The sequence below is a fragment of the Paralcaligenes ureilyticus genome (genome assembly GCF_004346225.1).
Classification (GTDB): Bacteria; Pseudomonadota; Gammaproteobacteria; order Burkholderiales; family Burkholderiaceae_B; genus Paralcaligenes; species Paralcaligenes ureilyticus.
Genome location: NZ_SMAJ01000007.1, coordinates 177,363 through 204,160, shown reverse-complemented (window position 1 = coordinate 204,160; position 26,798 = coordinate 177,363). Strand labels below are relative to the sequence as shown.

Genomic DNA, 26,798 nt, shown 5'->3' with positions numbered 1-26,798 from the left:
TGCGAATAGCCCAGTGGGCTATTCGCCCCACGAGTTCGCACGCCGCCCCGAAGCCGGCCCTGCGCGCGGGAAGTCATGGCGAAGCCATGACCGTGCCCGTCAGAGCCCGATCCACCTTGACTGGCCACGATGCGGTGCTAGAAGAAGGTTCTAGGCAAAATAGGGGTAATGCGAAAGGATAAATGCCACCCACAAGGGGTGGCGCTACATGATTCACAAGCAGGTTTTTATCGAACGGCAGCCACAAGGGCTGCCGCTACACCTTCGCACGCTTATCGATAACCCGGCGCGCCTTGCCCGTCAAAGTACGCTCGATCTGGCCCGCGCCCCGCACCGTTACCCGCGTACTGATGCCCACATAGGTTTTAATCGAAGCCCTCAGCTTCTCTCCCAACGCCTCAAACCCCGCCGCCGTCAGCTGATCATGCTCGGGACGCACCTCCGCCACGATCTCAAGCTCATCCAGATTCCCGCTGCGCGTCAGCACCAGCTGATACTGAGCCGCCAGCTCCGGGACCTTCAGCACCAGCTCCTCAATCTGAGTGGGGAACAGATTGACCCCGCGAACAATCAGCATATCGTCGCTGCGGCCGGTAATCTTGTCGATGCGGCGCATGCTGCGCGAAGTCGGCGGCAACAGGCGTGTCAGATCGTGCGTGCGATAGCGAATGACCGGCATCGCTTCCCGCGTCAGCGACGTGAACACCAGCTCGCCGGCCTCACCGTCAGCCACAGACTCGCCAGTCAGGGGATTGATGATTTCAGGCAGAAAATGATCTTCCCACACCACCGGGCCATCCTTGGACTCAACGCACTCCATGGCCACACCCGGCCCCATCACCTCGGACAAGCCATAGATGTCGACCGCATCAATACCGCTGCGCGCTTCAATATCGCGACGCATCTGCCCCGTCCACGGCTCCGCCCCGAAAATGCCTATGCGCAAGGAACTTTTAAGCGGATCGACGCCCTGACGCTTCATCTCCTCGAGAATATTGCAGAAATACGAAGGCGTAACCATGATGATCTTGGGCTCGAAATCGCAGATCAGCTGCACCTGCTTCTCGGTCTGCCCGCCCGACATCGGAATGACAGAACAGCCCAGGCGTTCCGCCCCATAGTGCGCGCCCAGGCCGCCCGTAAACAGACCATAGCCATAGGCCACCTGCACCATATCGCCCGGACGCCCGCCCGCCGCCCAGATGGAGCGCGCGACCAGATCGGACCAATTATCGATATCGTTCATCGTGTAGCCCACCACCGTCGGCTTGCCGGTCGTGCCGCTCGAAGCATGGATGCGCACGACCTGCTCGCGCGGCACGGCAAACATCCTGAAGGGATAGTTATCGCGCAAATCCTGCTTGCTCGTAAACGGAAAACGCACAATATCCGATAGCTGCTTCAAGTCGCCGGGATGAACGCCCGCGGCGTCGAACGCCTTTTTATAATGCGGCACATGCTCATACGCATGATTCAACGACCACTTCAAACGTTCCAGCTGCACGCTGCGCAGTTCATCCTGACTCGCATGTTCGATCGCATCGCGACCCGCTTTGCTCGATTTCACTTCAGACATTTCCCTCTCCCGCCGATGACTCAAAATGGGTGCCGGCCGTCTCGTCTATGATCGTTCCCTTGATGCGATAGGAACGGCCGCGAAACAACGCAATGCGCTTGCCATCCTGATTCGTCACCAGAATATCGTAGACGCCGGTGCGGCCCGCCAGCGACGCCTCCGAGGCATCGGCTGTCAATACATCGCCCAGCAACCCGGGCGCCAGATAATCGATCGTGCAGCCCGAAGCCACCGTGGCCTGATTGCGCGAGTTGCAGGCAAACGCAAACGTGCTGTCGGCCAAGGCAAAGATAAATCCGCCATGGCAGGTCTGATGGCCGTTCAACATATCCGGGCGCACCGTCATCTGCATGCTCGCGCAGCCCGGCGCCACCCGGGTCAGGCTGATGCCCAGGCCCTGAGTGGCCGGGTCTTTATCGTACATAAACCGGGCAGACAATTCGGCCAGCGCCTGCGGGTCTTGGGGAAGGCGAAGAGACTCGAACACCACCCCCGATTGAGCTGAATTCATTATTTCCCCTTGAATGCCGGCTGGCGTTTGGCCAGGAAGGCCGAGACTCCTTCGGCGTAATCCTCGGTGCGGCCCAGCTCGCGCATCAGATCACGCTCCATATCCAACTGCTCGTCCAGCGTATGACCCAGGCTTTGATTCATGGCGCGTTTGGTAAACGCCAGCCCCTTGGTCGGAGCCGCGGCAAAATGCTCGGCCAATTCGACCAGGCGCGCGTCGAACGCGTCGTCGGCCACGCACTGCCATATCAGGCCCCACTGCGCAGCCTGTTCAGCGCCAAGCTTGTCGCCCAGCAAGGCCAGCCCCATGGCGCGCGCCTGCCCTACCAGGCGCGGCAAGACGTAGGTTCCGCCTGTATCGGGCAACAGGCCGAGCCGGCAAAAGGGTTGAATAAAACTGGCCGACTGTTTGGCAATGACGATGTCGCCCGCCAGCGCCAGATTGGCGCCTGCCCCGGCGGCCACGCCATTGACGCCCACCACGACCGGCATAGGCAGGGCGCGCAGACGTCGCACCAAAGGTGCATAAAACCTTTCTATGGTGTCGCCCAGATCAACGGCTCCGGCCGCCATCTGGCGCTCGGACAAATCCTGGCCGGCGCAAAAACCACGGCCGCGGCCGGTCAGCACCAGCACACGCGCGTCGCTCGCCTCAACCTGCGTGAGCGCCTCGGCCAGGGCGCCATGCATGGACTCGGTAAAGCTATTGAGCTTATCAGGGCGATTAAGGGTAATCCGGGCAATGCCGCGTTCAAGTTCGAATTGAATGCTCTGGTCAGTCATGAAGTGTCCTCGTCAGGCGTGCCAGCGTGTTTGCACGATACGAAACCGGTTTGCCACGTAGGCGGAATCCGACAGCACGGCGTTGGCCGCCGGATTGGCGCCCGTGCCGTGAAAATCGCTGAATGCGGCCGTCTGATTAACAAAAACCGCCCCCGTCAGATTCAAGGACAAGGATACTCCCGACCGTTCGGCCGCCTTCTGAACCTGCTTGGCCACCGCCGCATTCGTGGTGTAGGCCGACAATGTCAGGGCGCCATGCGCAGTGACGGACTCTTGCGCCTTTTGAAGGCTGTCGGCAGTAGAGTCGGTCGCCACGACAAAAACGATGGGGCCGAACCATTCTCGCTCGATGTGCGGATTGCCCGCCTCGGCCGCAAGCAGCAAAGGCGTTTGCACCATGGCCGCTTCAAACTGCGGATGAGCAAGACGGCGGCTGTCGCATAAAACCGGCAGGCCCAGCGCCCTGGCTTCCTCGATGCGGCGCAGCGTCGCATTATTTTGCAGCGCACCCGTAATTTCAACGGCCTTGGCCGGATCAGCCGTCAGCTTTTCCACCGCAGCCGCCAGCCCCTGCGCCACTTCATCGAAGGTCATGCGGCCGCCGGCGGTGTCTATCCCTGCGCGCGGAACATAAACATTTTGCGGTGCCGTGCACATCTGCCCCGAATACAGAGCAAAGGAAAATGCCAGATTGCGAGCCACGCTTTTAAAGTCGTCGACCGAATCGATGATCACCTGATTGACGCCCGCCTTTTCGGTATAGACCTGCGCCTGGCGCGCGTGGGATTCAAGCCAGTTGCCGTTGGCGCTGCTGCCTGTGAAATCGATCAGCTTGACCGCCGGGTCGAGCGCCAAAGCCTGCGCCGTATCGTCGCTCGCCTCATGGGCGGCGAGCAACACGACATTGGGGTCAAAGCCGGCTTCAACCAGCACTTCCCGGGCAATTTTTACCGTAATGGCCAGCGGCAGAATCGCCGCCGGATGCGGCTTGACGATCACGGTATTCCCGGTGGCCAGGCTGGCAAACAGCCCTGGATAGCCATTCCAGGTAGGAAACGTTGAACAGCCTATGATCAGGCTGACGCCGCGCGGCACCACCGTAAACTGCTTTTGCATGCGGATCGGGTCCTGCTTGCCCTGCGGCTTTTCCCAGGACACCAGACCGGGGATGCGCGCCATTTCCTGCCAGGCGTAGGCCACCGCCTCAACGCCGCGATCCTGCGCATGCGGGCCGCCGGCCTGGAAAGCCATCATGAAACCCTGCCCCGTCGTGTGCTGAACCGCATAAGCCATTTCAAAGCTATGCCGATTGAGGCGCGTCAAAATTTCCAGCGCCACGCCGACCCATACCCGCGGCCCGGCCTCGCGCCACGATTCAAGCGCCTGCTGCGACTGGGCTATCAGGGCTTTGGCGGGAACCTGCGGATAACGGATGCCCAGTTCGAAACCAAACGGCGAGACCTCGGCCCCCACGCGGCCGGTGGCGCCCGCCAGCGTTAACGGAAAGTCATGGCCCCTGTAGGCCTCGAACGCGGCGCGCCCGTCTTCGTTGGCCGTTTCGCCGTAAGCGCGAGGGCTGGGCGATTCGGAAAACGGGCTCCAGTAGCCACGGGCAGCGGCGGCGGCTACGGCCTGCTCCAACATGGCCTCGTGGGTGCTGAAAAAATCGGTGGACACGGTGTTCACTCCTGTAAAGGGATAATTTAGGTTTCCTGGTCGAAATCGATCACCAAACGATCGGTCACCGGGAAACTCTGGCAACAAAGCACAAAGCCGCGCGCCACCTCGTAGTCTTCGAGCGCAAAATTGGCATCCATATCGACTTCGCCTTCAATGACCTTGCAGCGGCAGCTGGAACACACCCCGCCCTTGCAGGAATACGGCAATTCTATGCCTTGGGCCAAGGCCGAATCCAGCACGCTGTCCTTATTTTTTTCTATGGTCAGGCTGCGGGTGACGCCATCCTGAATCACGGTAAGCTCGCAGCGTTGCAGGCCGGGCGCATGCCGCGCCTCGTGCCCGGTGCGCAAGGCCCGCGGCCCCTTGGGCGAGCCAAACAGCTCGAACTTGATCTGCGTGCGGTCCAGGCCCTTGTCCAGCAAGGCCTGGATGACCGATTCAATCATGTTCTGCGGGCCGCAGACAAAGGCCACATCGATCGTGCCCGGATCCATCCAGCGGGACAAAAGCTGCCCGACCTTGTCGCCATCGAGCCGCCCATTGAACAAGTCGATATCCTGAACCTCCCGGCTCATGACATACACCAGGGAAAACCGCTCCATATAGCTATTTTTGAGGTCCTCGATTTCTTCACGAAACAGAACCGAAGACGAAGATCGATTGCCGAAGAACAGCGTAAAACGGCTCTCGGGTTCGGTGCGCAGCGCTGTTTTCACCAGCGACAGGATGGGCGTAATGCCGCTGCCTACGGCAAACGCCACATACTCGCGGCGATGCTCCGCCGAAAAGTCGACCGTAAAGTGGCCGTCGGGCGGCATGACATCGAGCACGATGCCCGGCGCCAAATGCGTATTGGCCCAGGTGGAAAACGAACCGTCATCCATGCGCTTGATGGCGACCCGCAACTGGCGGTCGTGAGGCGCGGCGCAAATCGAATACGAACGGCGCAACTCTTCGCCATCGATGTCGGTGCGCAGAGTCAGGTACTGGCCCGGGCGGAACGCAAATTTTTCGTCAAGCTCGGCCGGCACGTCAAAGGTCACCACCACCGCGTCGCGCGTATTCTTCGCCACCGCAGCGACCTTCAAGGGATAAAACTGAGCCATACCCTAATGTGCCTTAAAGTAATCGAAGGGCTCGCCGCAATGACTGCAGCGATACAGGGCCTTGCACGAGGTCGAGCCGAACTGGCTGACAAGGCGCGTGGCCTCGGACCCACAATGCGGACACTCGACGGACGGGCGGTGCACGCCGCGCGCCAGCCCCGAAATATCAATGGCCTTTTCTTTGGGCGGAGCAATGCCATAGCCCTTGAGCGCAGCGCGGCCCGCGGGCGTCAGCCAATCGGTGGTCCACGCGGGCGACAATCGTGTCTGGATGCGAACGCTGGCCATGCCTTTTTGCGCGAGCGTATTCAGAATATCGGCGGAAATTTCCTGCATGGCCGGACAGCCCGAATACGTGGGCGTAATGGTCACCACGCATGTGGCGCCGTCCCAGGACACGTCGCGGACAAGACCCAGGTCCACCACCGACAAGACAGGGATTTCCGGGTCGGGCACCAGGGCCAGCCACTGCATCACCTGCTGCACCGAAACAGAATCGGCAACCAGTTCTGCACTCACCACGATGCTCCCGGGTAGGTTCGCTGCAAATGCTGCATTTGGGCCAGGACAAACCCCAGCGCTTCGGTATGACGCCCCACCGTGCCGCCGCGATAGGCCGGATGGTTGGCCTCATCCGGGTCGGGCGGCGTCAGCGTGGCCTCGGCCAGTATCTGGCGAACATGCGCCAGCCAATCCGGCCACAATGCCGCATGCGAAATCGTTACCTTGCGCCCGGCCAGATCGGACGTGGTCTCATCGTCGGCAAAAAGTTCACCCACATAAGGCCAAAAGGCTTGCACCGACGCCTGCATCCTGGCGTGGCTTTCGGGCGTGCCGTCACCCAGGCGCACCATCAGGTCGGAAGAACGGCGCACGTGGTAGGTGACCTCTTTAAGCGATTTTTCGGCAATCGCGGCCACACGCTCGTCGGACGAAACGCACAAGGCCTGCAATAAAAAATAATGCCACGCATCGAAAAAAAACTGGCGTGCAATGACATCGCCATAATGGCCGTTGGGATGCTCCACCAGCAGGTAATTGCGGTAGTCGGGCGCGTCGCGCAAATAAGCCAATTGGTCTTCATCGCGCCCCCGGCCTTCCACTTCGCCGGCCAGCGTCAGCCACAAACGCGCCTGCCCCAAGAGGTCGAGCGACACATTGGTCAGCGCCAAATCTTCTTCCAGCGCCGGACCATGGCCGCAGCATTCGGACAAGCGTTGCGACAGCACCAGAGTGGTGTCGCCCATCCGCAGCAGATACTGGAACAACGATAGCTTCATGCAGGCTCCGGATTACCCCATTTCCAATTTGGAAACGGAATTACATGTGTTTGATTTCTTCAGGCATAGGGAAGAAGGTCGGATGGCGATAGACCTTGCTGTTGGCCGGATCGAACATGGGCGATTTGTCGGCCGGGCTGCTCGCCACGATATCGGCCGCCTTGACGACCCAGATGCTCAGGCCCTCGTTGCGGCGCGTGTAGACGTCGCGTGCATTATTCATGGCCATTTCGGCATCGGGCGCATGCAGGCTGCCCACATGCTTATGCGCCAGGCCATGCTGGCTGCGTATGAAAACCTCCCAAAGAGGCCACGTGCTCTGGCTCATGCGTATTCCTTATGTACGTGTCTCATGTTTATCGGCATAGGCCGACAGCGCGGCTCGAACCCACGCACCCTCTTCATGCGCGTCCACTCGTGCCTTGAGGCGCTCGCGATTGCAAGGCCCATGCCCCTTGATCACGGCATAAAACTCCGACCAGTCGATTTCACCGAAATCATAATGGCCGCGCTCCTCATTCCATTCAAGGTCGGGGTCGGGCACCTTCAAGCCCAAATACTCGGCCTGCGGAACCGTTTGATCGACCATCTTTTGACGCAGATCGTCGTTCGAAAACAGCTTGATGCGCCACTGCATGGACTGCGCGCTATTGGGCGACTCGGCGTCCGACGGGCCGAACATCATCAGCGCCGGCCACCACCAGCGATTGAAGGCCTCTTGCGCCATGTCTTTTTGGGCCTGAGTGCCATGCCGGCACATTTGAATCAGCAAATCGTAACCCTGACGCTGGTGAAAAGACTCTTCCTTGCAAACACGCACCATGGCGCGCGCATACGGACCGTAGGAGCAGCGGCAAAGCGGAATCTGGTTGATGATGGCCGAACCGTCGACCAGCCACCCTATCATGCCGATATCGGCCCAGGTCAACGTGGGGTAATTGAAAATGCTGGAATACTTGGCGCGGCCAGCATGCAGGTCGTCGACCAATTCGTCGCGCGACACGCCCAGCGTTTCGGCGGCGCTGTACAGATACAAGCCGTGGCCCGCTTCATCCTGAACCTTGGCGAGCAAAATGGCCTTGCGCTTGAGGCTGGGCGCGCGCGTAATCCAGTTGCCTTCGGGCAGCATGCCGACTATTTCCGAATGGGCATGCTGCGAAATCTGGCGCACCAGCGTTTTACGATAGGCCTCGGGCATCCAGTCCTTGGCTTCGATCCGGATGCCTTCGTCAATGCGTTGCTGAAACGCTTTTTCAGGACCGCTCAACTGGTCGACGGAACGGACGTCTTTTACCCCAGTTTCAACCAGTTGCGCATACATGGCGGTCTCCCGTGACGACCCATGATTAGAGTACTACTCTGGATCAAACCACCATTATCTATTACAGAAATATCAATGTCAATATGAATTCTGTATCATGTTTGGCTAGCCATATGCATATGGCGGTAGCCCTTGTGGCTGCCAGAATCCGCGGCAGTCAATACGCTATCTCAAAGCCGTCGATGGCAGCCTTGCATGGAAGTTTGACTGACCTTGACGTGAGTCTTACGCCGGCAGATAAACGTCTTTGCACTCAGCGAGCTATATGACCTTTGCCGCGCGCAACCGTGCAATCTCGGCTTCGCTTAACGCCAACCATTCGCGCAGAATATCGTCGGTATCCTCTCCAAGCAAGGGTGGTGCGCTCCAGCCCTGAGCCACATCGAACGCGGAATACTTGGCCGCGGGCCCCAGTGATGGCACATCGCCATAGGAAGCATGATGCAGCGTCTGCAGCATGCCACGGTGCTTGACCTGGCGATGGCCAAAAACCTGTTCCATGTTATTGACCGGCGCGCAGGGCACCTTGACCGCCTCCAGCTTGGCGATCAGACCGGCCGTCTCATGCCGGGCCACTTCCGCATCCAGAATCTCGTAAAGCGCCTGGCGATTGGTAACCCGATCTGATAATTCGGCAAAACGCGGATCCGTGATCAGGTCTTCGCGGCCCAATACCTTACAAAATTTGATATACAAATTTGAAAACCCAGCCCCAATGATCAACCAGCCATCGGCGGTCTGAAACGCCTTGTAAGGCACTTGCTGCGCGTGCTCGGAGCCCCATTTTTGCGGCTCTACTCCGGTCAGCAGGTATTCCATTGCGGCGTTGACTAAAAAAGCCACCTCGGTTTCGAGCAGACTAGTTTCGACCTTTTGTCCTCGACCGGTGACGGAACGCTGTAATAACGCAGCTAAAATTGCGGCCTGGCAATTCATGCCAGAGAGCACGTCAAAGCCCGAGGTGCCCAGTTTTACCGGCGCGCCGCCGCGCTCGCCCGTAATGCTCATATAGCCGCCCACGGCCTGAATCGTCAGATCGAACGCGCCCAGCGACATGTCCGGGCCGTCGGCGCCAAATCCTGAAATCGAGGCATACACCAAGCGCGGATTCGCGGCCGACAAATCGTCGTAGCCTAGCTTCAGCCGCGGCATCACATCGGGCCTGAAATTTTCCAGAACCACATCTGCCTTAAGGCAAAGGCTGCGCGCAGTCTCCTGGCCTTGATGAGACTGCAAATCCAGCGTTATCGAGCGCTTATTACGGTTGGTGGCGTAAAAAGTGATCCCATTGTTGTGGTGAAAAGGGGGCCCCTGAACGCGTAGCGGATCGCCCTCGCCTGGCCGCTCGACCTTGATCACCTCGGCACCCAGATCGCCCAGCAGTTGCGCGCAGTAGGGTCCGGCAAAAAAACGGCTGAAATCGACCACCCGGATCCCCGATAGCGGTTTGTGGTTGGTTTTCGGTGCTTGTGTCATTGCTGCCTAGTGAAAGTGTCTTGAACTTGAAATACCGCATCGCGATCGGGAATCGACGGTTATTCGCCGCGAAAAACCGGCTTTCGCTTTTCGAAATGCGCGTTGATGCCTTCTTCATAATCCCGGGTTGCCTCGAGCGGGCGCCGTAAGCGCTGGTCGAGCTCAGCGGCTTCTTCAAGCGACAAATCGGCGCCCTGATCAACCGCCTGCTTCACCGCGGCAAGCCCCAGCGGGCTGGTACTTTCTATGTCAGCGGCGTAAGCCAGCGCCGCATCCAGCAGTTCGGCGCGCGGCACGACCTGCTCAACCAGGCCCAGTGACAAAGCCTCGATGGCATCGATGCGCCTGGCTGTGAAAAACAACTCCTTGGCTTTAGAGCGGCCAATAATTCGCGGCAGCATTATTGCCGCGCCGGCGCCCGGATACGCGCCCAGCGTCATTTCGGGCCAACCAAAACGAGCATCGTCCGCAGCGATGCGCAAATCAGAATACAGTGCAAGCACAAAACCGCCGCCCAGACACCAGCCGCCAATGGCGGCTATCACGACCTTTGGCGAAGACCATAATTCCAAACTTGCATCCCAAAGGGTTTGAGCTTGCGCCCATTTTCCGTCGGACGACAAGGTACGACGTTGTTTAAGATCCGTACCGGCGCTAAACGCCTTGTCGCCGGCGCTCGTGAGCACGATTGTCCGAATATCGCGACGCTTGTTGGCTGCCTGAACCGCAGCACGCAGTTCCTGCATGAGCTCGCTTGATAGCGCGTTCATGACTTCGGGGCGGTTCAGCGTCAAAATCAACGCACTGCCCTTCTGCTCGGTTAATAATATTGCCATCTATAGCCTCCTGCGGGCTCGACGCTATTCGCCGTGAAATACCGCCTTGCGTTTCTCAAAATGCGCTCGAATCCCTTCTTCGTAGTCGCGTGTTCCTTCAAGCGGGCGTCGCAAAGCCTGGTCGAGTTTGGCGGCTTCTTCCAATGACAGGTCCGTTCCCTGATTGACGGCCTGCTTCACCGCGGCAAGCCCCAACGGGCTGGTACTTTCTATTTCGACCGCATAAGCCAGTGCGCTGCCGAGCAGTTGAGCGCGCGGAACGACCCGTTCGACCAAGCCAAGCTCCAATGCCCGGGCCGCATCAACACGACGCGCGGTGAAAAACAATTCTTTGGCTTTGGCGCGCCCGACGATCCGGGGCAGCATGACCGCCGCGCCACCACCCGGATAGGCTCCCAATGTCATTTCGGGCCAGCTAAAGCGAGCATCATCGGCGGCGATGCGCAGATCACAATGCAATGCGAGCTCAAAACCGCCGCCCAGGCACCAGCCGCCGATCGCAGCGATGACAGCCTTGGGCGAACTTACCAGTGCCTGGTTAACGTTCCATCCTGCGCGGCTTTGGGCCCATTTTCCATCGGGCGACAGCGTGCGGCGTTGCTTGAGATCCGTGCCCGCACTGAACGCCTTATCGCCGGCACCCGTAATTATGATCGTCCGGATTTTGCGGCTTTCATTCGCGGACTGCACGGCAGCCAGCAATTCTTGCGACAACTCACTTGATAACGCATTCAATACCTCCGGTCGGTTCAAGGTCAGAACCAGCGCACTGCCCTTGCACTCGCTTAATAATATCCCCATTGCTTTCTCCTCTATACCGCCGCGGCCGGCACGATTAACCACGCAACCGGTCGCCAGACCTAAACAACTTTGTGATTTACTGGGCCTTAATCCCAATATCATGAATAACACCCAGCCATTTGGCGGATTCTCGACGCATAAGAGCATCAAACTCAGCCGGCGTCGATGTTTTGGGCTCGACCCCTTGGATTTTGAGCAGCTCGGATATTTTTGGCGATTTTACCGAAGCAGTCAGCGCCAGGTTAAGGCGAGAAATAACGGCAGGCGGCGTGCCCGCCGGCACTGCAAAACCGAATTCTCCGGATGCCACATAGCTGGGGTAGCCCGATTCCGCCACCGTTGGAACATCAGGCAAAACGGCCAGCCGCTTCTCGCTGGTCACTGCAAGCGCCGAAAGCTTGCCGGTCTTGATAAATGGCAGCATGGCAAGAACATTACCGAAATCGACGTCGACGAAGCCGCCCAACAAATCAGTAACTGCCGGGCCATCGCCTTTGTAGGGAACATGCCTCAGGTCAACCTTGGCTATGCTCTTGAACAATTCAGTCGTCAAATGACTGACCCCGCCAATGCCGGACGACGCATAATTGATCGCGCCAGGCTTAGTCCTGGCAAGCGCAACGAAATCTTTAAAGGTCTTCACCTTGAGCGACGGGCCGGATACGATTACATAGGGAGTTTCAGCCGCAGATCCTATCCCGGAAAAACTCTTGATCGGATCATAGGACAGGTGACGGTATAAACCCGCTGAAGACGTGTGCGATACCGCGTTAAGAATGAGCAAGGTGTATCCATCTGCAGGAGCGTTGGCTGCCGCGGCTGCTCCAATCGTGCCGCCCGCGCCAGGACGATTTTCCACAACAATGGACTGCCCCAAGTTGTCCGCCATACCTTTTGCAATAATACGCGCAAGCCCATCAGTCCCCCCACCAGGCGAATAAGGCACGATTATTTTCAGCGCCTTGTTCGGAAAATTCTGAGCCGATGCATTGAACGGCAGTGACAGCACGGTGGCGGTCCCCAGGACCATTGCACCGAACTTAGACAGGATTTTGAATAATTTGTCTCGAACCAACAATTGAGATTTCATGGTGCTCCCCCGGCAGTCATGGACCGATTTGAACGAAATATCGCAGGATGTAAACTTGACAGATCGGATAATCCATCATTTGCTTAAATCTTTATCATTCGGCGATACTGGTAAAGTTGCCATGTTCCCTAACGGTACCCGAACTTTCACGTACCGCAACATGACAACATTTTTACTACAATAATATAAATATTACAACTTTGCAAATAAGTTTTTATCAAACTACAGTCGAGCAAAAATGATCAGAAACGAAGACCCCCTGCGTGAAGATCGCGCATCGCACGGAAAGCTTGCCGACAAGCTGTATGAAGAATTGCTTGGATGGATAGCGCATGGTCCCTTAAACGAGGGGTCGAAGCTGCCATCCGAAGAAAAGTTGGCGATAAAATACGGCGTATCCCGGCCCGTGGTACGTGAGGCCTTATCCAGATTGCGGTCGGATGGGATTATCGTATCGCGGCACGGCTCGGGCTCTTACATTGAACGTCGCCCTAAAAAAGAGTTTTTTGACTTCGCTCCTATTGGAGGAGTCGCTGATCTTATGCGATGTTTTGAATATCGGATTGCCCTGGAAGGTGAAGCTGCCGGCTTGGCGGCATTGCGACGAAGCGACGCCGACCTGAAGCTTATAAAAAGCGCATTGCACGACTTGGACCAAGCCATAGAGCAACGACTTGTCGGTGTCGATGCGGACATCAAGTTTCACAATGCTATTGCCAAGGCGACAAAAAACGACTTGTTCGTGTCGGCGATGGCGACTCTGTCGGAATACACGTTCGCCGGGATGACCGTGGCCCGCAACCTTTCTTTAAGAGCAAGCGTAAACCGCCTCGCGCTGGTACAACAAGAGCACACCGCCATATTCAATGCAATCGAAGCACAAGATGTCGCCGCTGCGCGAGAAACCATGCGACTGCATATTTCCAATGCCCGCATGCGTATTCTTAGCGACAGCGTCGAGCCGCCGTCGGATTGACGGCTACGTTAACGACTCATCTAGCTGAATGCATCGATACCTGTCAACTTGCGGCCAATGATCAGTTGATTGATCTGCGTGGTTCCGTCCGGAATCGTCAGCATCCGGGCATTGCGAAAGTGGCGCTCAATCGACAGATCCTTGGTGATGCCGGCAGCACCAAACACTTGAATGGCCGTCGAGGCAACCCGTTGTGCCGCCTCGGTTGCAAACGATTTGGCGATCGACGCCTCCAACTCGCAGGGCTTGCCTTGAGCCATCATCGCCAGTGCCCGATAGACAAGCAATTGCGAGGCGGCCAAATCAGTGGCCATCTGTGCCAGCATGGCCTGGACAAGTTGATGCCCCGCAATGGGCTTGCCAAACTGGCTGCGCTGCTGCGCGTACTGTATCGCTTCATCGAGCGCAGCTCGCGCTATGCCGAGAGCCAGCGTTGACACGAAGCAGCGCGAGCGGTTGAACCCTTTCATGGTTTCGCGCATGCCCGAGCCCAATTTGCCCAACAGGTTTTCTTCCGGCACGACAACATCATCAAGCAGAACCTGCCCGAGCGGCCAACCATTCAAACCCAGCTTGTTTATCTCGCGGCTCTCGAAACCATGCTCTCGGCGATCGATCAAAAACATCGAGAACTCTTTCTCATCAGTCTTGGCCATGACGATCATCACATCGGCCACCGTCGCGTTGGAACACCATGTTTTCTCGCCGGTGATACGAAAATTCTTTCCATCACGCACGGCGCGGGTGCGCATTTCGCGCACGCTCGACCCCATTCCCGGTTCGCTGATCGCCGAACAACCGATTACCTTGCCCAAGAGCATGCCCGGCAGGTAGCGACGCTTGATTTCATCCGAACCGTTGGCATAGACCTTCAGCGCTGCGCCCTCCGCAACCCACGCCAGGCCGGCAGCATCAGGAGACCGCAACGCAAGCGCTTCGAACAAGAGGCCACTAGTGAGAAAATCCAGGCCGGCGCCGCCGCTATCTTCCGGTAGCCATCCGCAGCCCACGCCGTAAGGCGACATCATCGCCATAAGACGGTGCGCGACCTCCGGCGTAAAGGCTTGATCGTTAAAAGGCTGAACCACTGGCACAAGATCGCGGTCGACGAAGCGAGCCCAGCCGTCCAGCGCTGCACACTGCTCTTGCGTTGGGTCAAAATCCACATCAAACTCCCTGGATCGGCGGCGAATGCACCGCGCCCTCTTGGTATTCGAGCCCCAAAATGCCGCAGCCATGCGGCCATGACATAGTTGTAATTATATAGTTGTAATTGGATAGTCGTAACGGTATAGTTGTAAATTATAGCCCGTAGTTGTATTAAACGACGGGGGCTATCGCGCAAGGGACAAGCAAGCAAAAGGAGCTGCATTCAATGCACACCAGCACCACGCGATCCATTCGCTCGTTGCATATACAGTCTACAGACGTTCTCGTTCTAGGCTGTGGAGTAGCGGGTTATCAAGCCGCCGGCGCCGCGGCGCGCGGTGGCGCTTCGGTTTCCATCGTGGGGCTGGCTAAAGGCGCATCACCCTTTATTCTGGGCTTTAACGCCTGCCTGGAAAACGGCCACCAGGAAGATTCAATTGATCAATTCCATAACGATGTTTTTCAGGGCGGCTACGAAATCGCCGACCTGTCTCTGGTCCAAACTATTACACAGCAGGCGCGCGAGGCGTTTACAGAACTGCAGGCGCTGGGCGTGCCTTTTGAAACGAATTGTGGACAGCCCGCATTAAGGCATCTGTCGGGGTCCAGATATCCACGATCCGTTTATGTGAAGTCCGGCACGGGCAACGCCATCCTGGGCGCCATCTCAAAGGCGGCTATCGGCCTGGGCGTTAAAGAATGCCTGGGCTTGAGGGCCATATCGTTAATCAAGATCGGCGACCGCGTGTGCGGCGCCCTGACGCTGCAGCGGCATACGGGCGAGCTGACCGCGTTCCTAGCGGGCAGCACGGTATTGGCCACAGGCGGGATCGGAGGGCTCTACAGCGACTCCACCTACCCCGCCGACGTCGGTGGAGACTCGTATGCGCTGGCGCTGGATGCGGGTGCGACCCTCGTCGATATGGAGTTCGTGCAATTCGAACCCACTGTCGTGTCCACGCCGGCGGCGGTGAGAGGCATGGAAATGCCCACCGCCATGCTGGGCGACGGCGCCATCATGACCAATTCGCTGGGTGAAAGGTTCATGTGTCGATACAACCCCCCGAACTGCGAGAAACAAATCGAAAAGGCAAAAATGGCCTTGTTTATCCAAAAGGAAATTGATGAGGGGCGCGGCACGGACAATGGCTCGGTCTATTTCGACGCGACCGGCCTGACCCAGGAATGCCTTCACGGCTATGTCACTCATTTCCGAAGATTGGTAAAGGCGGGCGTCGATCCGTCGTCAACACCCATTCAAGTTCACCCCGCCGCACATAGCCTGATGGGCGGCGTAAAAATCAACCATCAGTGTCATAGCGGTGTTCAAGGCTTGTTTGTGTGCGGGGAAGCCGCAGGCGGCGTGCACGGAGCAAGCCGAATAGCGGGAAATGGGGCCTCCGATGCGATTGTATTTGGGCGGGTGGCCGGCAAGTACGCGCAACAAACGCTCATGCCGTTGACGCCCACATACATCAGCCGAGCAAAGGAAATCGCCCAAACCTGCTTCGAGCAGGCTCAGAAATCTCGGCCGGCCAAACCGGCGCCGTCCTATTTGCAGCTCATACCCAAAATCATGGCGGCCAAGGTCGGCATTCGCCGGTCGGGCGCGTCAATCGGGGAAGCCGTCGACTCCCTCCAAGCACTCCTGGCCGAAATCCAGAGCACCTGGGATGGTTCGCCGTTTCATCCTCTGGCCGACGCCCGAGCCGCCGCCCTGGTCGGCTTATCCATCGCCGGCTCGGCCCTCAAACGCGAAGAAAGCCGGGGCGCCCATTTCCGCACCGACTTCCCAACGCGCAACGATGCGCAGTGGAAACGATCGAATCTGGCGCACCTGAACGACCGCAAAGAGCTCGTTATCTCGTAATTTCAATATTCCAATCATGAAAAATTTCCTATGATGGCAAAGCCTTTGGAGGGACTGCGCGTGCTGGACCTGACCCGGTTCCTCGCCGGGCCGTACTGCACGATGCTTCTCGGCGATTTAGGCGCCGAGGTTCTTAAGATCGAACCGCCCGGCACGGGCGACCCGTTGCGAACCCAGGGGCCTCCTTTTTCTGATGGCGAAGGCATCACCTTCCTGGCCGCCAATCGGAACAAGCATTCGCTGGGCGTCGACTTCAATGACGCCCATGCGCTGGCCCGCCTGTGCGAACTGGCGGCGCGAGCCGACGTCTTCATCGAAAACTTTCGGCCCGGCGTCATGGAAAAATTCCATCTCGACTACGAAAGCCTGCGCCAAATCAACCCGCGCCTAATCTACGCATCGATCTCGGGCATGGGAGCGGACGGGCCACAATCCACAGAACGCGCCTTCGATCTGACCATACAAGCCCTGGGCGGATACATGAGCATCACCGGCGAAAAGAACGGGCCTCCGGTAAAACTGGGCACATCCGCATTCGACGTCATAACCGGCATGAACGCCTTCTCGGGCATTCTTGTGGCTTTGTTGGAACGCGGCCGTACGGGACAAGGCCAACGTGTCGAAACCAGTTTATTGGAAGGACAGGTCGCCTTTTTGGCCAACGCGGCCCTGGAATATCTACTGGGATTCGGCGTCCCCGGGAAGTTAGGCTCGAATCACCCTCAACTGGTCCCCTACCGATCCTTTGCGACCCGTGACGGCTGGATAGTCATCGGCGCGGGCATCCAGAATTTATTTGAAAAATTCATGACGGCGCTGGATCGGCAAGACCTAATCGAACACCCTCAATTCCTGTCGTTGGCGGCCAGGCTTGCCAATCGCGACCTGGTCGACGCCACCATCGAGCAGGAAACCCGGCACTATTTAACCCAGGATCTGGCGCAAAAATTGCGCGAAAGCGGTGTGCCCTGCGCACCGATCGCAACGATCGACCAGGTGTTCGACAACCCTCAGGTATTGCATCGGAAAATGATCGTGAACCTGCCCGATTCGGCCCAAGGCCGGAGCCTGACATTAGGGTCGGCCGTTAAATACTCCCGATTCGACATCACCGAAGGCTGGAAGGCCCCGCCTACCCTTAACGAAGGCGGCGAGAGCGTCGCGCAATCCTGGCTAGCGGCTGCACAAAAAGTGCTCAAACATTGACGCGCCCGCCTTGCGTGCATTTTTTCATTACTTGTTTTTTTACAACTTATTGACAAGTATCTAGCTTTTGTCTAGAATAACTTACAAGTAAATCACAGCTGATAAGAACGTAATGAAAACTACTGCCGTTACACACGAAAACATAACCTGCTCAGTTCTGGCCGTCCCGCCCTTGGCGCGCCACGCAGACTTGTCATTAAACAGGGAAGCGAACAAGGCATTAATCCATCATATGGAGTCGGGCGGCGTACGCACACTGTTATATGGCGGGAATGCCAATTTTTACAATATACCCGTGTCTGAATACGCTGAAGTACTGGATTTTCTGGAAGAAACCGTCGGCGCCGATACCTGGGTCATCCCATCGGTCGGACCCGATTACGGCAAGATGATCGACCAGGCCGCGATCCTGCGCCAGCGCAAATTTCCCACGGCGATGATACTGCCCCTGATGTTTCCCAGCACCGACGCAGGGGCCATGGACGGTATACGCCGTTTCTCGGATGCCTTTGCGCAACCCGTCATCATTTACATCAAGAACACTACGTTTTTGCAGCCAGAGTCCGTAGAAGTGCTGGCGCGCGAAGGCCGCATCGCCGCCATCAAGTACGCCATCGTGCGCGACGCCCCTGAACAAGATGAATTCCTGACGCGGTTGCTGCAGCTTGTCGATAAAAGCAAGGTCATTAGCGGTATCGGAGAGCGCCCGGCAATCGTCCACTTGCGCGACTTCGGGCTGTCGGGCTTCACTTCCGGCTCGGTATGCGTCGGGCCGCGCGGGTCAATGGAGTTATTACGGGCGATCCAGAGCGGCAATTTTCTTGAGGCTGAACAATTGCGAGCCGCTTATATGCCGCTGGAAGACTGCCGCGATGCGCTTAATCCAATCCGCGTCCTGCACGATGCCGTCACGGCCGCCGGCATTGCCGATATGGGCCCCATGCTGCCCATGCTGTCGCGCCTTGATTCGAAACACCAAGCACACCTGGGTGTCATCAGCAAAGCATTGCTGGCCCACGACAAGGCGCTGGACCTACGAAACCTTTGAAAGCGAAACGTAGGTTTTCTCCCGTCTACTAACCGACGAAGGCGCGAATATTAAGCGCGGCGCCAACCACTTGACCGTGCTGGTTGGTGCAGCAAACATCGGCGTAGATTCGCCTCTTGTCACGATCAATCTGCTTGATTGTGTATTCGGTCGTAATCGTATCGCCGAAAAAGACAGGGGCCGTGAAACGCACGCGGTCGTACCCCAACGATACCGTTCGGCCCAGATAAAGCCTGGCGGAAGCGGCTGACATGAAGCCCATCAACAACGTTCCGTGAGCAATACGCTGACCATAGCGACCCGCTTTCATGTAGACCTCATCGATATGATTGGGCGAAAAATCCCCCGAAATTCCGGCGTACATATAAACGTCAGCCTCGGAGAGGGTTTTACTGATCCGCGACGACGCCCCCACCTGTACATCATCGATGCCATTCGTATCCATGCTTTTATCCCTACTTTTGAAATTGCGGCAACAATCCACTTAGGAGGCCTACGGCTTGCGGCAACTTACTCCCAGCAACTCTTCAAAAACGCGGACCATGATGCCTTTATCGTAGTCGCCATAGCCCTTGCGCATGGCCGCCTGATAAGTCGCGATTGCCGCATGCATCGCTGGCAGAGGCGCGCAAAGATCGGCGGAGATTTCAGCCGCGCTTACCAAATCTTTATAGCCTTTTTTCAAGGAGTATCCGTCTGAAAAATGATCCCGTAAGATCCTGGGGACGAAAAACTCTGATGCGTGGCTCCTACCCGTTCCGCTGTTGATCACCTGTGCAAACTTTTCGGGGTCCAGCCCCATCTTCACAGCCAGGGGAAGGATTTCCGCCACCCCCGCCATATTGATTGCATAGAGCATTTGGTTAAAGAGCTTGGTAAGTTGGCCAGATCCGCTGGCGCCCATGTAGATAATCTTGTTGCCAACGCACTCCAGATAAGGCCTGACCTCATCAAGAGTCTCTCTTTTGCCTCCGCACATTACGGTAAGAGTGCCGTCGACCGCCCGGGCCTCCATCCCAGAGATAGGGGCGTCAAGAAACCCAATACCACGATCTTGCAAGCGCTTGGCTATTTCCATCGTCAGGGAATAAGAGATGGTGCTGAAGTCCACGACTATTTGTCCCGTCGTCAGATGCTTGGCAAACCCTTTTTCTCCGAACAACGCATCCTGCACGACCTCACTATCCAAAAGGCAGAGAAAAATAATATGACTCTGCGCAACCTGCGCAAGATCTTGCGTGGTGGGCACCCCCTTTTTCTCGAATTCGGCAAAGTGCGTATTGCTGCGGGAGCTGACGATAAGCTCGGCGCCGCTTTTCAACATATTCAACGCCATGGGTTTGCCCATCTGCCCCAGTCCGACAAAGCTGATTTTCATGCTTGAAATTGCCTTCAGTGTTCCACCAGCCGCCACAGCCAGCCCTGGTGGTCAAAGCCTATCGGCGCCCACCAACACAGCGCGCTCTTGCGGAATGTGCAAGACGATATGTTCGCCCTCATTGAACAACTTGCCGGGAAAACCCTGAACCCTCAAGGTCCCGCCCGGCCAATCCAGTATGTAAGTGACGATATCTCCCAACAGCAGCCGGCGTTTGACTGTAGCCGGCCACTGGTTGATCCCGGACGCAGCGCCGCGACTAAGCTCTGGATAAACCGCGCGCACGGCGGCCAGGTAGTTGCCGTCTTCTGCCGGACGCGGCATGGGCTCGCAGGCAGTGCACTGGATATCGGCCTGGCCCACGCGCAGCATCGGGGCGTGACCTGGAGCACCTGGAAGCACCTGGCCAGACAGTATATTTGCAGCCCCGATGAAATCCGCAACAAAGCGTGTACGCGGCAAATCATAAATCTCGAGCGGCGCGCCAATCTGTTCAATTCGACCGCTGCGCATGACAATGATCCGGTCGGATATCGCCATTGCTTCTTCCTGGTCGTGCGTCACGTAGATGGTGCAAAGGCCAAGCTGATGCTGCAGTTCCTTGATTTCCTCGCGCATCCGCACTCGCAGCCTGGCGTCCAGGTTGGAAAGCGGTTCATCGAGCAACATTGCTTTCGGACGAACGGCAAAACTGCGCGCCAGGGCAATCCGCTGCTGCTGACCGCCGCTCAGATCGGTAGCCGGCCGATCGACCAATTCCGCCATCCCAACCATCGCCAGCGCGGTGGCAACCCGCTGCTTGAGCTCCTCGCCACGAACTTTGTGCGCACGCAGGCCATAGGCGACATTCTCGAATACGGTCATGTGCGGCCAAATGGCGTACGACTGGAACACCATGGATAGTTGCCGTTTTTCCGGCGGGACATTAATTTTTTTTGCAGACGAGAACACGACCTTGGAATCGATGACGATCTCGCCTTCGAGCGGCGTCTCCAACCCGGCGATGCAACGCAAAGTCGTGGACTTGCCGCAACCGGAGGGCCCTAGCAGCGAAAGATGCTCGCCCGCCTTGATCGACAAGGAGATTCCATCGACCGCAATCTTGTCGCCATAGCCTGCGACAAGGTTGCGGACCTCGAGAAAAGAGGGTGTGTCTGGTATTGCAGCGGCACCCGCCGAAAGCGAACGGTCCATGTGCAAGTCTGTTGCGCTCATTGTGCAGCCCGCCTGTGCATTGGCCATTTCATGCCTGTACCCCTCCGATTTTCCCACCTTGCCTGGTTAGCCAGCGAACCAGCAGCAATGCAACCAGGATGATCACCGCCTGAACAACAGCCAGCGCACTGACCCGCGGCAGTCCGCCGGAATCCCAGAAGCTGAAGATTGCCGGTCCGAGTACTTGGATGCCCGGCCCGGCCAAGAATAGCGACGCACTCACTTCACGGATGGAAACCATGAAAATGAGCACCCAGGTCGCCAGCAAACCCGAGCGCAATAACGGCAGCGTAACGGTGCGCATCATGCGCCACCAGGCGGCGCCGCTCATTTGCGCTGCTTCTTCCATCGAGCGGTCGATCTGTACGACTACGCCGGCCATACTGCGATAAGCAAGCGGCAGGAAAACAATGACATAGACAAGCAGGACCGAAAGCGCCGTCCCGTACAACGGAAATGGCAGGCTCAGCAACATCCAGAGAAATCCGAAGGCAAAAATCAACCGGGGAAACGCTTGCGGCAGCATTGTCACTTGCTCGAGCGCCCGCACGCCGGGGCCATGGTGGCGGTGGACGGCCCAGGCAATTGCCGCCGCCAGCGCCGTGCCGATCGTGCCCGTCCCCACACCCAGCATAAGGCTATTGACAATAGCCTGTCGTGTAGTGGGAAAATCGATCAGGACGTAATGGTAATTTCTCAATGTCCATTCGCTCACGTCCCAACGTATTTCGCCGCCGCTTTGAACGGACGCGACCAGCAATACGCCGAGCGGCAAAATCAAAGCAATGACAATATACAAACAGGCAATCGCAAACAACAGCGGCGTCCACGCACCCATATCGACCCGACGCGGACGATAGTTCTTTCCCGATACAACAGTGAACGAGCGGCCACTCAAGACACGGCCGTAGAGCCAGACCGCAATGGCAGTGATTGCGATCAGAAGCAAACCAAGCGCGGCCGCCAGCGGGTAATTGGGGGGATAGCCCTGAAACAGTACGTAAATGGCTGTGGTGATGACGTAGAATCGGCTGGCAACACCAAGAATGGCCGGGATCGCAAACGCGCCCAGCATTGAAGTGAATAGGAAAAGTGCCGAACTGAGTATCGCCGGCAACATCAATGGCAGGGTCACCCGCAAGGCCGTGCGCATCCGCCCTCCGCCAAAAATGGCCGAACATTCTTCCAGCGATGGATCCATCCGCTGCATTGCGGCACCGATCATCAAGACGGCGACGGGTGCTTCGAAGATCGCCATGACGAAAATGATGCCACCCAGGCTGGTGATGTCGATGACTGGACTGGCAAACCCAGTCACTGCGACAAACAACTTGTTGATCAAGCCCGAGCTCGGCGACCCCAGCGCGCTCCAGGAGAGCGCTCCGACCAGGGGGCCAAGCGGGTAAGGAATTGCAATCAGAATTTCCAGCAGGCTGCTGCCAGGCACGGTGGTCCGATGAATGATCCAGGCAAGCAAAACGCCGATCGCAGTAGCCAGCAGCGTGCCGCCAACGGCCACAAGCAGCGAATTCCAAACCCAGTCCAGATGGTCCAGAATCTGGACAAAGTTCGACAAACCAAACTCGGTCGGCGGGATTGCCTGAGGGTCGCCCACATTGAACGCGCTGGAAACAATCAAGAGCAATGGATAGCCCTGCACAAGCAGCAGCAACGCCATTAACCCCACCAGGTTCAATTTGATGCGCGGCCGCGAGCGCCTTGCCCGCAGCAGCGGCACCCCATCCTCCGATGGAACGGTCAGAAGCCGGTGATCTTGTTCCACAGCTTCACAAACTTCGCATGGTTGGCCGTAAGCGCGTAATCGTCCATATTGGTGGGTACGATGATCTTGACTTTGGACATATCCGGCTGCCCTGGGTAATTGACGTCAGTCCGCGCCGAAGGCGAACCCTGAATCTCGTTCCAGCTTTGCTGACCCTCTTGCGAGAGCAGGAAATTCACGTACGCCTTGGCGGCGTTTGGCCGCTTGGTGGCCCCGATAATGCCAACCACCTGACTTTGGGCCGGCGCACCCTCCGGAGGGAAAACAACCTCGATAGGCTCCTTCAGGCGTTTTGACTTCACATATTGGAACGAACTGACCTTGCCCCCGATCTTCAGATTGCCGTTATGTATATCGGTGACGATCTGCGTCGACGACGAATAGGCGCGCGGCTTCTGCGCGGCAAGGCGATCCCAGTAATCCTTTGGAAGAATGTCCTTGAGCAGATACCACCAGGTGTACTGGGTTCCGGCGGACGCATTCTGAAAACCAACCTGCCCCTTCCATTTCGAGTCGAGCAGATCAAGCCATGTCTTGGGCGCAGTATCCGGCTGGACATGGCGCGGGTCGTACATGATTGTCCCGATATTGATGTAGTAGGCCGCCCAAAAACCCACCGGATTACTTTTATATTGCGGTGCATAAGCCGCGAGCTCCGGCGACTCATAACGAAGCAGATGGCCCTGCTTGCGCAACTGCTCCATCAATCCCGCATCAGAGGTGTCGTAGACATCGACGTCGGTCGCACCCGTTCGCAATTCTGCCATCAACTTCGGCAGGGCCGCCCCCGGAAGCAAGCGCTGCTGTACCGTTGCAATGCCCGTTTTCTTTGTAAATATCTTTAGAAACTCAACCACATCCGCCTCTTGGTCGGCATGCCAGATTACTACAGGGCCTTCCTTGCGCGCTGCCGCAAGATCGAACCCGGCGTTTGTGGCCGCCATGGCCTGGCGCAGTCCGAACAGGCCCGGAGCGCCAACAGCCGCAGCGCCTACGCCCGCCCGGATAAGTACGTCGCGCCGACTGATGCCACGCCCGGCGGATGCCGCCTGCGCCATACGTTTATCGTTATTTCCAGTCATCCCTGTGCTCCTATTGTCTCGTTGAGTTGCACGCAAGCGGAACATCTTCGCCCCAAATTGGCTCCCATACCGCCTTGACTTAACACACACGATTTCATATTGCTCCTCCCGGTTTTATAAAAATGTGCCATCGACCATGCCGCCGGATATAAGCTTGCAACCCGCTGAACAAACTATAATCAAGCTTTTACAAGGCATAGTGGCGCGCACAAAACGGGCAACAGCCACAAATGCAATGAAACGCCAAACGTTCAATGTGACGACTTTTTTACAAATATAGCCTACAAATTACAGCTTTACAATCACCTTGACTGAAATGACATGGTTTTTTTACCTCGAACGTAAACGGCGCCGAAATGCGTCACATAAGAAGTGTTGGTACAGTTCATAATAAAAATGGCAGCCACAAGGGCTGCCACTACAACAAAATTAAAGCGCCCCTAAGCGTGATCGCGGAAAACCTGCTCGGCTATTCTGTGCGCATCCAGCGATGCAGGGAACCCACAATACACAGCAACCTGTAACAGTACCTCTTGGATCTCTCCTTGCGTACATCCATTGTTTAATGCACCCATTAAGTGAGCACGTAGCTCATGGGGACGGCCCGTCGCCGCCATCATTGCAATAACCAATAGGCTGCGGACGGATCGACTCAAACCTTCTCGTGCCCATACCTCGCCGTACGCCCAAGAAGAAATCATATCGTGCAAGGGCCTCATGAATTCAGAATCACTTGCCAAACGCTGCTCGATATTCGCGGCCCCCATCACTTCTTTTCGGATTTGCAGCCCTCTGTCATAACGCTCGTCTTCGGTCATTACCCCTCCTTTTGGGTTTTATCATTGCAACTCGATGTTGTCACTGCCAGAGGCAAGGGACACTCAATACTACCAAGTCATAACCTGTCGACAAATCCGCTCGTCGGGCTCCCAACTTGACGGCCCGAATGGTCGGCCCCCGGCTCAAAAGACGGCGCACCGCTTGGCCTGAACATTAGGCCTGCCTCGTTCAAGCCACCGTCCACATTCAGGATGTGTCCGTTTATGTAGCTTGATTCTTCGCTTGCTAGAAAGACTGCGGCTGCGGCGACCTCCGGCGCCTCACCGTATCGGCCCATTGGTATGCGTTCCAGGTACGCACGGCGCTGCTCAGGTGTGTGATTGGAGTTGGAAAGCGTAGTTGTAATTGGGCCGGGAGCAATGGCATTGGTTCGAATACCCAAGGGGGCGAGCTCCGTCGCTGCTATACGCGCCAGCTGCAGAACTCCGGCCTTCGATACCCCATACGCGGATCGCGCCATTGCGCCCTTTTGTCCGGAGGTCGAGCCGATGATTATGATATTGCCTGAGCCTTTGCCGCTCATAATTCGCGCTGCTCGCTGGACGCATAAAAAAGTGCCTGTCAAATTGATTCGAAGAATCCGTTCCCAATCGGCTAATTCGATATCCAGCAAGGGCCGATGAAAACCCAAGCCCGCATTGCATACAAGCACGTCTATGGTGCCGAAGTGGCTAGTCGCCGCATCAATCATTGCATTGACGTCTTCCTCGCTTCCAATATCGCAGATAACAGGATGGGCCACTCCACCTCGTGCAACTATACTGGCTGCCGCAGCATGCGCTGCAGCCTCGTCACGATCCGCGATGAGCACGCGCGCGCCCTCAGCCGCAAACGCATCCGCGATCGACTTTCCTATCCCCTTACCTGCGCCCGTGATGAGCGAAACTTTATTTAAAAGACGCATAGCTCCTCCCTAAGTTTCGACCTGATTTCAGGTCACTACATTTTGATGTTTGCATCCTTAATGATTTTCGAGTACTTGGCGAACTCGTCCGAAATAAAGCTCGTGAACTCTTCCGGGCTTGCGCTCGCGGTTTCCCCTCCGAGCTTTAGCATTTGTTCCTCAACTCCTTTATCGGCCAGTACGACTCGCAGATCTTGCCCAATTTTCCGAATGACTTCCTTAGGCGTACCCTCCGGCGCGAATACGCCAAACCAGATAGTCGATTCAAAATCGTAGCCGAGCTCCTTGAGAGTGGGCACGTTCGGAACCGCGGGATTGCGTTCACTCGAAGTGATTGCGAGCGCTCGCAGGTTTCCTGCCTTTATGTGCGGAATCAGCGGAGCGAGTCCCATTACCGCTACCGGGATCTGACCGCCTAACAAGTCGTTCATCGCAGGGCCGGTTCCCTTGTAAGGGACATGGAGAAGATTTATGTCTGCATTACGTTTCAGCCATTCGCCAACCAATTGCTGCATGCTTCCAATACCGCTTGTCGCGAAGGCAACCCCGTCTTTCGCATCGCGGGATTGAGCAGCCAAGTCTTTGAATGACTTCAACGAGGACTGCGTATTCGCGACCACTAGCAAAGGAAACTTTGCAACGGGAGATATAGGGGCCAGATCCTTAAAAGGGTCGTAGGCCATCTTGGGATAAAGGGCGGGATTGATGGCGATCTCGGCAGGAGACCCAATGAGAAGCGTATAACCATCATTGGCCGAGCGAGCCACCGCTCCAGCTCCTATCATTCCGCTTGCCCCTGGACGGTTGTCCACCACAACAGGCTGCTTCCAGTATTCCGAGAGCTTCTGCGCAAGGAGACGTGCCGTCATGTCAAGTCCGCCTCCGGCC

26 protein-coding genes are annotated in these 26,798 nt (G+C 57.1%); 4 read left to right on the top strand and 22 right to left on the bottom strand.

Annotation, left to right across the window (positions count from 1 at the left end):
• Nucleotides 1–256 precede the first annotated feature (256 nt).
• The 13 genes from paaK to EDC26_RS11540 form a co-directional block, all read right to left on the bottom strand.
• Nucleotides 257–1,576, bottom strand: coding sequence for a phenylacetate--CoA ligase PaaK (gene paaK, locus EDC26_RS11600; protein ID WP_132582714.1), 1,320 nt, complete (start codon nucleotides 1,574–1,576; stop codon nucleotides 257–259).
• The gene (gene paaI / locus EDC26_RS11595; protein ID WP_132582712.1) at nucleotides 1,569–2,087 is read right to left on the bottom strand and encodes a hydroxyphenylacetyl-CoA thioesterase PaaI; all 519 of its coding nucleotides are present in this window, start codon (nucleotides 2,085–2,087) and stop codon (nucleotides 1,569–1,571) included. The genes paaK and paaI overlap by 8 nt, the downstream gene beginning before the upstream one ends.
• Nucleotides 2,087–2,869 carry a 2-(1,2-epoxy-1,2-dihydrophenyl)acetyl-CoA isomerase PaaG gene (paaG, locus tag EDC26_RS11590; RefSeq protein WP_132582710.1) on the bottom strand — a complete coding sequence of 261 codons (783 nt, stop codon included), beginning with the start codon at nucleotides 2,867–2,869 and terminating at the stop codon, nucleotides 2,087–2,089. The genes paaI and paaG overlap by 1 nt, the downstream gene beginning before the upstream one ends.
• A 12-nt stretch (nucleotides 2,870–2,881) precedes the next feature.
• Complete coding sequence (gene paaN, locus EDC26_RS11585) at nucleotides 2,882–4,546, bottom strand: phenylacetic acid degradation protein PaaN (protein ID WP_132582708.1); 1,665 nt, start codon at nucleotides 4,544–4,546, stop codon at nucleotides 2,882–2,884.
• Nucleotides 4,547–4,572: 26 nt separating this feature from the next.
• Nucleotides 4,573–5,655, bottom strand: a complete 1,083-nt coding sequence (paaE, locus tag EDC26_RS11580) for a 1,2-phenylacetyl-CoA epoxidase subunit PaaE (protein ID WP_132582706.1) — start codon at nucleotides 5,653–5,655, stop codon at nucleotides 4,573–4,575.
• A gap of 3 nt (nucleotides 5,656–5,658) precedes the next feature.
• Complete coding sequence (paaD, locus tag EDC26_RS11575; protein WP_132582738.1) at nucleotides 5,659–6,129, bottom strand: 1,2-phenylacetyl-CoA epoxidase subunit PaaD; 471 nt, start codon at nucleotides 6,127–6,129, stop codon at nucleotides 5,659–5,661.
• A 41-nt stretch (nucleotides 6,130–6,170) separates the two neighbouring features.
• Nucleotides 6,171–6,935 (bottom strand): 1,2-phenylacetyl-CoA epoxidase subunit PaaC, encoded by a 765-nt coding sequence (gene paaC, locus EDC26_RS11570; protein WP_132582704.1) that lies wholly within the window; start codon nucleotides 6,933–6,935, stop codon nucleotides 6,171–6,173.
• Nucleotides 6,936–6,975: 40 nt separating this feature from the next.
• Complete coding sequence (paaB, locus tag EDC26_RS11565; RefSeq protein ID WP_132582701.1) at nucleotides 6,976–7,263, bottom strand: 1,2-phenylacetyl-CoA epoxidase subunit PaaB; 288 nt, start codon at nucleotides 7,261–7,263, stop codon at nucleotides 6,976–6,978.
• 9 nt (nucleotides 7,264–7,272) lie between these two features.
• Nucleotides 7,273–8,256, bottom strand: a complete 984-nt coding sequence (paaA, locus tag EDC26_RS11560; RefSeq protein WP_132582698.1) for a 1,2-phenylacetyl-CoA epoxidase subunit PaaA — start codon at nucleotides 8,254–8,256, stop codon at nucleotides 7,273–7,275.
• 261 nt (nucleotides 8,257–8,517) lie between these two features.
• Nucleotides 8,518–9,732 (bottom strand): CaiB/BaiF CoA transferase family protein, encoded by a 1,215-nt coding sequence (locus EDC26_RS11555; protein WP_132582696.1) that lies wholly within the window; start codon nucleotides 9,730–9,732, stop codon nucleotides 8,518–8,520.
• A gap of 59 nt (nucleotides 9,733–9,791) precedes the next feature.
• Nucleotides 9,792–10,568 (bottom strand): enoyl-CoA hydratase/isomerase family protein, encoded by a 777-nt coding sequence (locus tag EDC26_RS11550; protein ID WP_132582694.1) that lies wholly within the window; start codon nucleotides 10,566–10,568, stop codon nucleotides 9,792–9,794.
• A gap of 24 nt (nucleotides 10,569–10,592) precedes the next feature.
• Nucleotides 10,593–11,369, bottom strand: a complete 777-nt coding sequence (locus EDC26_RS11545; protein ID WP_165931008.1) for an enoyl-CoA hydratase/isomerase family protein — start codon at nucleotides 11,367–11,369, stop codon at nucleotides 10,593–10,595.
• 76 nt (nucleotides 11,370–11,445) lie between these two features.
• Nucleotides 11,446–12,459: a Bug family tripartite tricarboxylate transporter substrate binding protein gene (locus EDC26_RS11540; RefSeq protein WP_132582690.1), complete on the bottom strand. Its 1,014-nt coding sequence runs from the start codon at nucleotides 12,457–12,459 to the stop codon at nucleotides 11,446–11,448.
• Nucleotides 12,460–12,697: 238 nt separating this feature from the next.
• Between EDC26_RS11540 and EDC26_RS11535 the strand changes: the two genes are divergently transcribed.
• On the top strand, nucleotides 12,698–13,435 hold the full coding sequence (locus EDC26_RS11535; protein ID WP_132582688.1) for a FadR/GntR family transcriptional regulator: 738 nt from the start codon (nucleotides 12,698–12,700) through the stop codon (nucleotides 13,433–13,435).
• Between the two features lie 20 nt (nucleotides 13,436–13,455).
• Here the strand turns inward: EDC26_RS11535 and EDC26_RS11530 are convergent, their stop codons facing one another.
• Nucleotides 13,456–14,601, bottom strand: coding sequence for an acyl-CoA dehydrogenase family protein (locus EDC26_RS11530; RefSeq protein WP_207915104.1), 1,146 nt, complete (start codon nucleotides 14,599–14,601; stop codon nucleotides 13,456–13,458).
• 209 nt (nucleotides 14,602–14,810) lie between these two features.
• Between EDC26_RS11530 and EDC26_RS11525 the strand changes: the two genes are divergently transcribed.
• From EDC26_RS11525 to EDC26_RS11515, 3 genes are all read left to right on the top strand, one after another.
• Nucleotides 14,811–16,454 carry an FAD-binding protein gene (locus EDC26_RS11525; RefSeq protein ID WP_132582684.1) on the top strand — a complete coding sequence of 548 codons (1,644 nt, stop codon included), beginning with the start codon at nucleotides 14,811–14,813 and terminating at the stop codon, nucleotides 16,452–16,454.
• 30 nt (nucleotides 16,455–16,484) lie between these two features.
• Nucleotides 16,485–17,660 carry a CaiB/BaiF CoA transferase family protein gene (locus EDC26_RS11520; protein WP_207915102.1) on the top strand — a complete coding sequence of 392 codons (1,176 nt, stop codon included), beginning with the start codon at nucleotides 16,485–16,487 and terminating at the stop codon, nucleotides 17,658–17,660.
• A gap of 112 nt (nucleotides 17,661–17,772) precedes the next feature.
• Entirely contained in the window at nucleotides 17,773–18,708 is a 936-nt protein-coding gene (locus tag EDC26_RS11515; RefSeq protein ID WP_132582682.1) for a dihydrodipicolinate synthase family protein, read from the top strand.
• 28 nt (nucleotides 18,709–18,736) lie between these two features.
• On the opposite strand, the gene EDC26_RS11510 is transcribed toward EDC26_RS11515, so the two are convergent.
• From EDC26_RS11510 to EDC26_RS11475, 8 genes are all read right to left on the bottom strand, one after another.
• A complete protein-coding gene (locus EDC26_RS11510; protein WP_132582680.1) occupies nucleotides 18,737–19,153 on the bottom strand; it encodes a MaoC family dehydratase in 417 nt (138 codons plus the stop codon).
• A 48-nt stretch (nucleotides 19,154–19,201) separates the two neighbouring features.
• A complete protein-coding gene (locus EDC26_RS11505) occupies nucleotides 19,202–20,086 on the bottom strand; it encodes an NAD(P)-dependent oxidoreductase (protein WP_132582678.1) in 885 nt (294 codons plus the stop codon).
• Nucleotides 20,087–20,137: 51 nt separating this feature from the next.
• On the bottom strand, nucleotides 20,138–21,301 hold the full coding sequence (locus tag EDC26_RS11500) for an ABC transporter ATP-binding protein (RefSeq protein ID WP_207915101.1): 1,164 nt from the start codon (nucleotides 21,299–21,301) through the stop codon (nucleotides 20,138–20,140).
• A gap of 28 nt (nucleotides 21,302–21,329) precedes the next feature.
• A complete protein-coding gene (locus EDC26_RS11495) occupies nucleotides 21,330–23,084 on the bottom strand; it encodes an ABC transporter permease (protein WP_132582676.1) in 1,755 nt (584 codons plus the stop codon).
• On the bottom strand, nucleotides 23,060–24,166 hold the full coding sequence (locus tag EDC26_RS11490; protein WP_165931007.1) for an ABC transporter substrate-binding protein: 1,107 nt from the start codon (nucleotides 24,164–24,166) through the stop codon (nucleotides 23,060–23,062). Before EDC26_RS11490 ends, EDC26_RS11495 begins: the two co-directional genes overlap by 25 nt.
• Before the next feature lie 440 nt (nucleotides 24,167–24,606).
• Nucleotides 24,607–24,984, bottom strand: coding sequence for a carboxymuconolactone decarboxylase family protein (locus EDC26_RS11485; RefSeq protein ID WP_132582672.1), 378 nt, complete (start codon nucleotides 24,982–24,984; stop codon nucleotides 24,607–24,609).
• Between the two features lie 77 nt (nucleotides 24,985–25,061).
• Complete coding sequence (locus EDC26_RS11480; protein WP_132582670.1) at nucleotides 25,062–25,910, bottom strand: SDR family NAD(P)-dependent oxidoreductase; 849 nt, start codon at nucleotides 25,908–25,910, stop codon at nucleotides 25,062–25,064.
• Between the two features lie 35 nt (nucleotides 25,911–25,945).
• Complete coding sequence (locus EDC26_RS11475; RefSeq protein ID WP_165931006.1) at nucleotides 25,946–26,779, bottom strand: Bug family tripartite tricarboxylate transporter substrate binding protein; 834 nt, start codon at nucleotides 26,777–26,779, stop codon at nucleotides 25,946–25,948.
• Nucleotides 26,780–26,798 lie beyond the last annotated feature (19 nt).

Coding starts and splice junctions, on each gene's coding strand:
- EDC26_RS11480 (WP_132582670.1), bottom strand. CDS start 25,910: ATGCGTCTTTTAAATAAAGTTTCGCTCATCACGGGCGCAGGTAAGGGG.
- EDC26_RS11555 (WP_132582696.1), bottom strand. CDS start 9,732: ATGACACAAGCACCGAAAACCAACCACAAACCGCTATCGGGGATCCGG.
- paaB (WP_132582701.1), bottom strand. CDS start 7,263: ATGAGCCAGAGCACGTGGCCTCTTTGGGAGGTTTTCATACGCAGCCAG.
- EDC26_RS11525 (WP_132582684.1), top strand. CDS start 14,811: ATGCACACCAGCACCACGCGATCCATTCGCTCGTTGCATATACAGTCT.
- EDC26_RS11490 (WP_165931007.1), bottom strand. CDS start 24,166: ATGACTGGAAATAACGATAAACGTATGGCGCAGGCGGCATCCGCCGGG.
- EDC26_RS11540 (WP_132582690.1), bottom strand. CDS start 12,459: ATGAAATCTCAATTGTTGGTTCGAGACAAATTATTCAAAATCCTGTCT.
- paaD (WP_132582738.1), bottom strand. CDS start 6,129: ATGCAGTGGCTGGCCCTGGTGCCCGACCCGGAAATCCCTGTCTTGTCG.
- paaI (WP_132582712.1), bottom strand. CDS start 2,087: ATGAATTCAGCTCAATCGGGGGTGGTGTTCGAGTCTCTTCGCCTTCCC.
- paaG (WP_132582710.1), bottom strand. CDS start 2,869: ATGACTGACCAGAGCATTCAATTCGAACTTGAACGCGGCATTGCCCGG.
- EDC26_RS11515 (WP_132582682.1), top strand. CDS start 17,773: ATGAAAACTACTGCCGTTACACACGAAAACATAACCTGCTCAGTTCTG.
- EDC26_RS11535 (WP_132582688.1), top strand. CDS start 12,698: ATGATCAGAAACGAAGACCCCCTGCGTGAAGATCGCGCATCGCACGGA.
- EDC26_RS11545 (WP_165931008.1), bottom strand. CDS start 11,369: ATGGGGATATTATTAAGCGAGTGCAAGGGCAGTGCGCTGGTTCTGACC.
- EDC26_RS11505 (WP_132582678.1), bottom strand. CDS start 20,086: ATGAAAATCAGCTTTGTCGGACTGGGGCAGATGGGCAAACCCATGGCG.
- EDC26_RS11500 (WP_207915101.1), bottom strand. CDS start 21,301: ATGAGCGCAACAGACTTGCACATGGACCGTTCGCTTTCGGCGGGTGCC.
- paaC (WP_132582704.1), bottom strand. CDS start 6,935: ATGAAGCTATCGTTGTTCCAGTATCTGCTGCGGATGGGCGACACCACT.
- EDC26_RS11475 (WP_165931006.1), bottom strand. CDS start 26,779: ATGACGGCACGTCTCCTTGCGCAGAAGCTCTCGGAATACTGGAAGCAG.
- EDC26_RS11485 (WP_132582672.1), bottom strand. CDS start 24,984: ATGACCGAAGACGAGCGTTATGACAGAGGGCTGCAAATCCGAAAAGAA.
- paaE (WP_132582706.1), bottom strand. CDS start 5,655: ATGGCTCAGTTTTATCCCTTGAAGGTCGCTGCGGTGGCGAAGAATACG.
- EDC26_RS11550 (WP_132582694.1), bottom strand. CDS start 10,568: ATGGCAATATTATTAACCGAGCAGAAGGGCAGTGCGTTGATTTTGACG.
- EDC26_RS11510 (WP_132582680.1), bottom strand. CDS start 19,153: ATGGATACGAATGGCATCGATGATGTACAGGTGGGGGCGTCGTCGCGG.
- paaA (WP_132582698.1), bottom strand. CDS start 8,256: ATGTATGCGCAACTGGTTGAAACTGGGGTAAAAGACGTCCGTTCCGTC.
- EDC26_RS11520 (WP_207915102.1), top strand. CDS start 16,485: ATGATGGCAAAGCCTTTGGAGGGACTGCGCGTGCTGGACCTGACCCGG.
- paaK (WP_132582714.1), bottom strand. CDS start 1,576: ATGTCTGAAGTGAAATCGAGCAAAGCGGGTCGCGATGCGATCGAACAT.